The organism is Leucobacter soli, from assembly GCF_042659205.1.
GTDB classification, from domain to species: Bacteria; Actinomycetota; Actinomycetes; order Actinomycetales; family Microbacteriaceae; genus Leucobacter; species Leucobacter soli.
In genome coordinates this window covers 1-8,448 of sequence record NZ_JBHSRW010000101.1, presented here as the reverse complement: position 1 = coordinate 8,448, position 8,448 = coordinate 1, and the positions used below count along the sequence as shown (strand labels likewise).

The following is an 8,448-nucleotide window of genomic DNA, read 5'->3' as shown; positions in this document are numbered from 1 at the left end:
CTGGGCCTGCCCCCCGCTGCGGTACGGGGCCGCGACGAGGCGCCGCGCCGCGTGATTCGCCGCGCTCATCCCGAGGTCTTCGCGCAGGATGTGCAGGCAGAGGTCGAGCCCCGAGGCCGCGCCCGCCGAGGTGAGCACGGATCCCTCGTCGACGAACAGCACCCCCTCGTTGACGCGGACGGCCGGGAACTGCGCGGCGAACGCGCTCGTGTAGTGCCAGTGGGTCGTGGCGCGCCTGCCATCGAGCAGGCCGGTCGCGGCGAGCGCGAAGGCGCCCGTCGAGATGGCCGCGATCCGCGCCCCGCGCGCATGGGCACGGAGCAGCGCATCGACCAGCTCGGCCGGCGGTTCCTGGGTGTCGGGGTGGCGGTAGCCGGGGAGGAAGATCAGTTCGGCGTCGTCCAGCGCCTCAAGCCCCTGCTCCACCAGGTAGGCGAGCCCGTCGGCGCCCGACACCCGGCCGGCGCGAACGCCGCACACGTGCACCTCGTAGGGCATGCTCGCGCGGGTGGTGAACACCTGCGCCGGAATCCCGACGTCGAGGGGCTTCGCCCCCTCGAGCACCACGACCGCGACCTGCCTCACACCGCCACCCTACCGGCGGGCCGCGGTGCCGCGGATGGCGGACGCGGGCGGTAGCGTAGGAGCGACGCTGAACGAACTCGGGGAAGGACGGGCATGGGAACCTCACGCGTACGCGCGCATCTGTCGGATCAGGGGTGGTCGGGCGAGATCCTCGAGTTCGAGGAGTCGAGCGCGACGGTGGAGCTCGCGGCCCAGAAGGTCGGCACCGCGCCGGCGCGGATCGCGAAGACCCTCGGGTTCTACGACCCGGAGGATGCGGGGCGGGCCGTGCTGGTGGTCGCGGCCGGCGATGCGAAGGTGAACAGCGGGATGTTCAAGCGCCGCTTCGGCGGCAAGCCGAGGATGCTGCAGCGCGACGACGTGGAGCGGCTGACCGGCCACCCGGTGGGCGGGGTCTGCCCGTTCGCGAACCCCGACGGGACGCGGGTGTTCCTCGATGAGTCGCTGCGCCGCTTCGAGACCGTCTTCCCCGCCGCAGGCACGACTGCCTCGGCGGTCGAGCTGTCGATCGCCGAGCTCTCCGAGCTCAGCGGCGCCGAGAGCTGGGTCGACGTGTCCCAGGGCTGGCAGGCGGACGACGCAGGCTGAACTCCGCAGGCGGGATCGATCCGCTCGAGATCCGGCCGCTCGAGATCCGGCAGAGCAGGATCCGGCCGAAAGGCGGTCAGTCCTGATCGGGAGCGGCTTCCGGGGCGCGCGCACCTTCATGAGCCCGGGACAACTCCTGAGCCAGCACCTGCCCGCCGCTGGTGAGCAGGGCGCGCCGCCACGGCACGACGCCGTCGATCTCGATCTGGATCGACATGCTGAGCACCGTCCGGATGATGACGATGAGGCCGAGGATCAGCGCGTCCTCGAGGGTCGGCGTCGAGATGGTGCGGATGATGTCGGCCGCGACGAAGATCTCGAGACCGAGCAGGATCGAGCCGCCGAGCGACGTGCGCAGCGTTTGGAACGCGGCTCGGCCGCCCCTGCCCGTGAGCAATGCCCGCGCCGAGAGCACGCCGGCGATCCCGAACCCGACCAGCAGCGCGACCACGCCGATCACCTCGACGACGAGCACCGTGGCGTCGAACAGCATCCTCACATCCATGGGATCAGCGTATCGGCGCTCGCTCGACACCGGATACCCGCCATCCGCAACGTCGACTCGGCCCCCGTGCTGCTGCAATCCGGGTCATAGCGAAACGAGGCTGAGCTTTCAAGCCCCTATCGGTCGCCAATGGGTCCGGCCTACCCTGTGAGAAGAACCGCACGAGACGCGTGCGGTGACCTCGAAAGGGGGCTGATCATGGGATTCCTGGCATTTCTTCTGCTCGGACTGATCGCAGGCGCCATCGCGAAGGCGATCCTGCCCGGCAAGCAGGGCGGCGGCTGGATCGCGACCCTCCTGCTCGGCGTCGTGGGTGCGATGCTCGGCGGCTGGCTTGGCGGCATGCTCTTCGGAGCGGACCTCGAGGGCTTCTGGTCGCTCGAATCCTGGCTGCTCGCGATCGGCGGTTCGATCATCGTGCTGCTGATCTACGGGCTCATCGTCGGCCGCCGCAAGGAGGCGTGAAACACAGGTCTGCGGGTCTGCGGATCTGCGGTGCATCCCGCCGATCCGCAGATCCGCCGCGACCGCCGCGCCCGGCCGTGTTGATCCGGCTTCGGATCTCCGGATCGCCAGCGCATCGTCGAGAGGACGGCGATCCGGGGTACCCGAAAGCATGCGGTGAACGCGGGTCGCCTGTTCCGCGCGTCAAGGGTTACTGAAATACCTGCACGCTCGAGTCGAGAATGAGAGAAACTGAACGGAGAGATAACGACGCAGGATCGCCGGGAGGCCGCATGTTCGAGAGCGATGCGCTGGATATCGCTCAGCGGTCGTCCACCGGGTCGCTACCGCCGGCCGACGACATCGCCGACCTGGTCGTACGGGCGCACGCGCGGTACGCGGATGTCAACGAGGGCCGCGTAGCCGACTACATCCCCATCCTCGCCGAGGCGGATCCGGCCCGGTTCGGGCTGTCGATCGTCGGCGTCGACGGCTCCGCGTTCGAGGCCGGGGACGTGGGCGTCGAGTTCTCGATCCAGTCGATCTCGAAAGCGTTCGTCTTCGCGCTCGTCTGCGAGGAGATCGGGCACGAGGCCGTGCACGAACTCGTCGGCGTCAACAACACCGGCCTCGCGTTCAACTCTCTGATCGCGATGGAGCTCAACGGCGGCAGCCCGATGAACCCGATGGTGAACGCCGGCGCGATCGCCACGACGGGATTGCTGCCGGCGGAATCGAGCGAGGAGCGCTGGCGACGCGTGCGCGAGGGGCTGTCCCGCTTCGCCGGGCGGAAACTCGCCCTCGACGAGGTCGTCTACCGTTCGGAGGCCGAGACGAACCACCGCAACCGGGCGATCGGCAAGCTCCTGCAGAGCTACGGGAGGCTGGACCCCGACCCGCTCGAGACGGTCGATGTGTACACGCGCCAGTGCGCGCTCTCGGTCACGGCGCACGACCTCGCCGTGATGGGGGCGACCCTGGCCGACGGCGGGGTGAACCCGATCACCGGCGAGCAGGTCGTCTCGGCCGCGGTGTGCCGCGACACGCTCACCGTGCTCGCCTCGTGCGGCATGTACGAGCGCTCCGGCGAGTGGCTGTTCGAGATCGGCCTGCCCGCGAAGTCGGGCGTCGCCGGGGGCATCGTCGCCGTGTCTCCCGGCAAGGGCGCGGTCGGCGCCTACTCCCCCAGGCTCGATCCGGCGGGCAACAGCGTCCGCGGCCAGCGCGCCTGCGCCTATCTTTCGCGTGCGCTCGGGCTCAACCTCTTCGCCTCCGCCCGCTGGTCCACCCCCGAACCGTCGTCGTCCAGCCGTGCGGACACGCGCCGGCATGCAGAGGAGCACCCCGATGTCTGATCCTTCCGCCGCTACCGACCCCGCACACGGCGACCCGGCCCGTGCCGGCGCTGCTTCCACCGGATCCGCCGGGGAGAAGCGCTCGTGGACGCCGATGGTGGGGCTCTTCCTCGCCCAGGTGCTGATGTCGTTCAACGTGGCGGCCCTGCCCATCTCGCTCGGCGGCATGGTGCAGGACTTCGGCGTGCCGCCGACCGTCGCGAGCACCACCATCGTCGTCTACGGCCTCGCGGTCGCCGCCCTCGTGATGACGGGCGCGAAGCTCGGCCAGCGCGTCGGCTGGGTGCTGATCTTCCGTGTGGTCGTCGCGATCTTCGCGGTCTCCTCGCTCATGATGATCTTCTCCCCCACCATCACCTGGGCCATCCTCGGCCAGGTGCTCGCCGGAGCCGCCGCCGCGATCATCGTGCCGGCGCTCGTCGCGCTCATCGCCGAGAACTACCGCGGCGATCAGCAGGCCACCGCGGTCGGCTCGCTCGGGTCGGCTCGCGCCTTCTCGGGGCTGAGCGCGTTCCTCATCGGCGGTACGCTCGGCACGTTCGTGGGGTGGCGGCCGGTGTTCATGGTCACGCTCGGGCTCGCGGTCCTCGTGTTCCTGTTCAGCTTCAAGCTGCGCTCGGATCGTGGCAACCCCGGCATCAAGATCGATCTGGTCGCCTCGCTCTTCATCGGCCTGGCGATCGTGCTGGTCACCCTCGGTTTCAACAACCTGAACGGCTGGGGGATCCTCTTCGCAGAGCCTGCGGCGCCCTTCGACGTCGTCGGTCTCTCCCCCGCGCCGATCCTCGTCGTGCTCGGCGTGATCTTCGGGCAGGTCTTCTTCGTCTGGACGAATCACCGGGCGAGGCAGGGCAAGGTGCCGCTGGTCGACCTCAGCGTGCTGAAGGAGCCCACGGAGCGGGCGGCGGTCTACGCGATGTTCATCATCGTCGCGATGGAGGCGGCCGTGAACTTCACGGTGCCGACGTACATCCAGATCGTGCAGGGCCGCACCCCGTTCGACACCTCCCTGGCGATGATGCCGTTCAACCTCACCGTGTTCGTGACCGCGACGCTGATCGTGCGCTTCTACAAGCGGCACACCCCGCGCACGATCGCGCTGTTCGCGTTCGGCCTCACCACGGCGGCGCTCGTCTGGCTGGCGTTCGTCGTGAACAACAACTGGGAGACGCTGCCGACGATCCTCGGCCTGATCGTCTTCGGCGTCGGCCAGGGGGCGCTCGTCACGCTCGTCTTCAACGTGCTCGTGACCGCGGCCCCGAAGGAGCTCGCCGGTGACGTCGGTTCGATCCGCGGGACGACGCAGAACCTGGCCTCGGCGGTCGGCACGGCCGTGATGGGCGCGGTGCTGGTGACCACGCTCGGGATCGGCCTCGCGAGCGCGGCGGCGGATCATCCGGAGCTGCCGCCGGAGCTCGTCGCCCAGGTCGATCTCGACAACGCGAACTTCATCAGCAACGACGAACTGCGCCAGGTGCTCGAGGGCACGACCGCGGACGCCGCCCAGGTGGAGGCTGCGGTCGCGCTGAACGAGGAGCAGCGTCTCCGGACGCTCAAGCTCGGCTTCCTGATCCTCGCCGGCATCAGCGCGCTGGCCGCGGTGCCGGCCTCGCGCTTGCCCCGTTACCGGCCCGACGAGATCCCGGAAGAAGCCGTCGGATCGCGGGAAGGCGCCTGACCCGGCGCCCGGCCCTCGCCGCCCGACCCGCACCGCCCGGCTCACCGTTCCCGATTCACCGCCTCGCGCTCAGCACCAGTTCGGCCCATACGCACACCGAAAGGAACCTCTCATGCTCAGGATCGCACGACACGCACGACAGACACGCCTCGGCGCCTCGATCGCCGCGGCACTCCTCGGCGCCGGCCTCGTTCTCGCGACGGCGGGCTGCGCGGGCGGCGGCGAGGACTTCACCGGCGATTGGGGTGACGCGGCCGCCTCGGACCAGCCTTCGCTGTCGATCGAGGAGGGCGGCGCGTTCTCGGGCACCGACGGCTGCAACCGGCTGACCGGCACGGCTAAGATCTCGGGCGACACGATCGACTTCGGCGTCGTCGCGAGCACGATGATGGCCTGCGAGGGTGTGGACACCTGGCTGAACGGCCTCGCGACGGGCACGATCGCCGGCGACGCGCTCGAGATCAGCGACGCGGACGGCAACGTGATCGGATCGCTGCCGCGCCAGTGAACGAATCCCGGCAGTGAACGGATCCCGGCTGTGAACGGGCCCCGGTGGTGAACGAACCCCATCGAATCGCCGGGCCGGCCGGGGTTCTCAGCCGCGCCCGGTGAAGCGATCCATCGACGAATAGACGTGGAAGACGCGGCCGCCGATCGCGTCCCAGGCGCGCGTGGGCAGCACTCCGCGCAGCGCCATGGCGAGCTTCACCGTCCAGGGCTTCGTCACGATCGGCGTCCCCGCGAGCATGCCGCGCCACGCCGCGCGCACCGCGGTGCTGGGCCGCATGATCGGCGTGAGCAACGGCCCGCGCGCGCCCGAGAACATGCCCGTGGAGATGTAGCTGGGGCAGAAGGTGGTGACGGCGATGTGGCCGTGACCCTCGCGCTCGAGCTCGAGCCTGAGCGAGTCGCTCCAGCCGATCATCGCCCATTTCGAGGCGGCGTAGACGCTCATCCGCGGGTTCGCCAGCGTGCCGGCGGCCGAGGCGATGTTCAGGATCCGCTTGGGCCGCGAGCGGTCGGCCAACATGGCCGGCAGGAGCTCGCGGGTGAGCCACATGGGCGCGAGCGTGTTGACCCGCATCGTCGCCTCGATGTCGCGCTCGGGCTCGTGCTCCCAGAAGAGTGCGCCTCGCACGATGCCGGCGTTGTTCACCAGGATGTCGGGGTCTCCGAGCTCCTCGCGGGTGCGCCGGGCGGCACGGGAGATCGCCTCGCGGTCCGCGATATCGACGGTGTAGGCGCGGACGCGGACGGAGTCCGTCGCGTCGGCCGGGGCACGCCCTACCGCGGTGTTCTCCGCAGGGGTTGCGTCGAGTTCCGCAGTGTCGAGTTCAGCAGTGTTGAGTTCGGCACTGTCGAGTTCGGCGGCGAGCGCCTCGACCCGCTCCCGGTCCACGTCCCAGAGCGCCACCGCCGCCGCGCCTTCGCGCACGGCGCGGCGGGCGTAGAGCTCCCCCATCCCGCGCGCCGCGCCGGTGATCAATACGACGGAGCCGGGAACGACGGCGCTGGGCGCCCTGCGGTTCGAGGCGGCGGTTCGCGGCACAGCTGTCCGCAGCACGGCGGTGCGCGATGCGGCGATGCGCGATGCGGATGTTGAGCGGGACGGCTGCACTGACATGGCTTCACACTAGCGCGGGACGAGTTCCGGGTTTCCCGGGAATACTTCGCGCTCCACTGTGTTACATTAGATGCAAACGCATATAGATTGCGCCGGGTCACGAACTACGGCGCACGAGGTCAGGAGCATCACATGGAATTCGGCGTCTTCTCCGTCAGCGACATCACGCGCGACCCCACGACCGGGAACACCCCGAGCGAGGCCGAGCGCATCGACGCCGCCGTGCAGATCGCCAAGAAGGCCGAGGAGGTCGGCCTCGACGTCTTCGCGATCGGCGAGCATCACAACCCGCCCTTCTTCTCTTCGAGCCCCACGACCCTGCTCGCCTACATCGCCGCGCAGACGACGACGCTGAAGGTCAGCACCGCGACGACCCTGATCACGACGAACGACCCCGTGCGCATCGCCGAGGAGTACGCGATGCTGCAGCATCTCGCGAAGGGTCGCATGGACCTCATGCTCGGCCGCGGCAACACCGCGCCGGTGTACCCCTGGTTCGGCAAGGACATCCGCAGCGGGCTGCCCCTCGCCCTCGAGAACTACAAGCTGCTGCACCGTCTCTGGCGCGAGGACGTCGTCGACTTCGAGGGCAACTTCCGCACCCCGCTCGACGGCTTCACGAGCACGCCGCGCCCCCTCGACGACGTGCCGCCCTTCGTGTGGCACGGATCGATCCGCACCCCGGAGATCGCCGAGCAGGCCGCGTTCTACGGCGACGGCTTCTTCGCCAACAACGTGTTCTGGCCGAAGGAGCACTTCAAGCGCCTCATCGACTTCTACCGTCAGCGCTACGCCCACTATGGCCACGGCACCGAGAAGCAGGCGATCGTCGGCCTCGGCGGCCAGGCGTTCATCGCCAAGAAGTCGCAGGACGCGTGGAACCAGTTCCGGCCCTACTTCAACGAGGCCCCGGTCTACGGCAACGGCCCCCGCATGGAGGACTTCGTCGATCAGACCCCGCTCTCGGTCGGCAGCCCGCAGGAGGTCATCGACAAGACGCTGACGTTCCAGGAGTACTTCGGCGACTACCAGCGCCAGATGTTCCTCATCGATCACGCCGGCCTGCCGCTGAACCTGGTGCTCGAGCAGATCGAACTGCTCGGCGAGCACGTGGTGCCGGTGCTGCGCAAGGAGCTCGAGTCCCGGCGCGATCCCGAGACCCCCGCGACTGCGCCGACGCACGCCCAGCTGGTGACCGCGAAGTACGGCGACGCGGCGCCGCGGCAGCCGCGCCCCAACCCGAACCGCGGCGACAACGTGACCGGCGGCTCCCCCTACCAGGACACCCCCGCACCCAGCGGCGCGGCGTTCGGGCTGTAAGGGGCGGGCGATGAGCATCCGGCTCGCCAACGAGGCCTGGGAGGCGGTGATGACCGCCCACGCGCGGCTCAATTCGCGCTTCGCGGCCGAGCGCATGTGGGCGGAGCTGAGCATGCGGGAGTACGACGTGCTCTACACGCTCGCGAAGCGCGGCGAGCCGATGCGCCTGAGCGAGGTGCACCACGGGGTCCTGCTCAGCCAGCCCGCGCTCTCGAGGCTGGTGGACCGGCTCGAGGCCCGCGGTCTCGTGGCCCGCGAGGTCGACGCGGAGGATCGCCGGGCGATCCAGATCTCGCTCACCGAGGCGGGAGCGGAGGCGCAGCGTTCCGTCGGCCGCCAGCACGCGCGG

Annotated in this window: 10 protein-coding genes; 7 read left to right on the top strand and 3 right to left on the bottom strand. The window is 69.7% G+C overall.

Going from position 1 to position 8,448, the window contains the following annotated elements; genetic code table 11:
* On the bottom strand, positions 1–585 hold a 585-nt coding region (locus tag ACFPZL_RS07765; protein ID WP_382335031.1), incomplete at its 3' end, for an AraC family transcriptional regulator.
* 93 nt (positions 586–678) lie between these two features.
* On the opposite strand from ACFPZL_RS07765, the gene ACFPZL_RS07760 reads away from it, so the two are divergent.
* Positions 679–1,173, top strand: coding sequence for a YbaK/EbsC family protein (locus ACFPZL_RS07760; RefSeq protein ID WP_218116269.1), 495 nt, complete (start codon positions 679–681; stop codon positions 1,171–1,173).
* Positions 1,174–1,249: 76 nt separating this feature from the next.
* On the opposite strand, the gene ACFPZL_RS07755 is transcribed toward ACFPZL_RS07760, so the two are convergent.
* Entirely contained in the window at positions 1,250–1,678 is a 429-nt protein-coding gene (locus ACFPZL_RS07755; RefSeq protein WP_218116270.1) for a DUF1622 domain-containing protein, read from the bottom strand.
* A gap of 198 nt (positions 1,679–1,876) precedes the next feature.
* Between ACFPZL_RS07755 and ACFPZL_RS07750 the strand changes: the two genes are divergently transcribed.
* From ACFPZL_RS07750 to ACFPZL_RS07735, 4 genes are all read left to right on the top strand, one after another.
* Complete coding sequence (locus ACFPZL_RS07750; protein ID WP_218116271.1) at positions 1,877–2,143, top strand: GlsB/YeaQ/YmgE family stress response membrane protein; 267 nt, start codon at positions 1,877–1,879, stop codon at positions 2,141–2,143.
* A gap of 272 nt (positions 2,144–2,415) precedes the next feature.
* Positions 2,416–3,477, top strand: coding sequence for a glutaminase A (glsA, locus tag ACFPZL_RS07745; RefSeq protein ID WP_218116272.1), 1,062 nt, complete (start codon positions 2,416–2,418; stop codon positions 3,475–3,477).
* Positions 3,470–5,155, top strand: a complete 1,686-nt coding sequence (locus ACFPZL_RS07740) for an MFS transporter (RefSeq protein WP_236022129.1) — start codon at positions 3,470–3,472, stop codon at positions 5,153–5,155. The genes glsA and ACFPZL_RS07740 overlap by 8 nt, the downstream gene beginning before the upstream one ends.
* A 112-nt stretch (positions 5,156–5,267) precedes the next feature.
* The gene (locus tag ACFPZL_RS07735; protein ID WP_218116273.1) at positions 5,268–5,663 is read left to right on the top strand and encodes an META domain-containing protein; all 396 of its coding nucleotides are present in this window, start codon (positions 5,268–5,270) and stop codon (positions 5,661–5,663) included.
* 87 nt (positions 5,664–5,750) lie between these two features.
* Here the strand turns inward: ACFPZL_RS07735 and ACFPZL_RS07730 are convergent, their stop codons facing one another.
* A complete protein-coding gene (locus ACFPZL_RS07730) occupies positions 5,751–6,617 on the bottom strand; it encodes an SDR family NAD(P)-dependent oxidoreductase (RefSeq protein WP_236022132.1) in 867 nt (288 codons plus the stop codon).
* Positions 6,618–6,911: 294 nt separating this feature from the next.
* Here ACFPZL_RS07730 and ACFPZL_RS07725 point away from each other — a divergent pair, with 294 nt between their 5' ends.
* Positions 6,912–8,099 carry an LLM class flavin-dependent oxidoreductase gene (locus ACFPZL_RS07725; protein ID WP_218116275.1) on the top strand — a complete coding sequence of 396 codons (1,188 nt, stop codon included), beginning with the start codon at positions 6,912–6,914 and terminating at the stop codon, positions 8,097–8,099.
* Positions 8,100–8,109: 10 nt separating this feature from the next.
* On the top strand, positions 8,110–8,448 hold a 339-nt coding region (locus ACFPZL_RS07720; protein ID WP_382335028.1), incomplete at its 3' end, for a MarR family winged helix-turn-helix transcriptional regulator.

Excerpts from the sequence above, each read along its gene's own strand:
- glsA (WP_218116272.1), top strand. The coding sequence starts at position 2,416 with ATGTTCGAGAGCGATGCGCTGGATATCGCTCAGCGGTCGTCCACCGGG.
- ACFPZL_RS07760 (WP_218116269.1), top strand. The coding sequence starts at position 679 with ATGGGAACCTCACGCGTACGCGCGCATCTGTCGGATCAGGGGTGGTCG.
- ACFPZL_RS07725 (WP_218116275.1), top strand. The coding sequence starts at position 6,912 with ATGGAATTCGGCGTCTTCTCCGTCAGCGACATCACGCGCGACCCCACG.
- ACFPZL_RS07750 (WP_218116271.1), top strand. The coding sequence starts at position 1,877 with ATGGGATTCCTGGCATTTCTTCTGCTCGGACTGATCGCAGGCGCCATC.
- ACFPZL_RS07740 (WP_236022129.1), top strand. The coding sequence starts at position 3,470 with ATGTCTGATCCTTCCGCCGCTACCGACCCCGCACACGGCGACCCGGCC.
- ACFPZL_RS07755 (WP_218116270.1), bottom strand. The coding sequence starts at position 1,678 with ATGGATGTGAGGATGCTGTTCGACGCCACGGTGCTCGTCGTCGAGGTG.
- ACFPZL_RS07730 (WP_236022132.1), bottom strand. The coding sequence starts at position 6,617 with ATGGGGGAGCTCTACGCCCGCCGCGCCGTGCGCGAAGGCGCGGCGGCG.
- ACFPZL_RS07735 (WP_218116273.1), top strand. The coding sequence starts at position 5,268 with ATGCTCAGGATCGCACGACACGCACGACAGACACGCCTCGGCGCCTCG.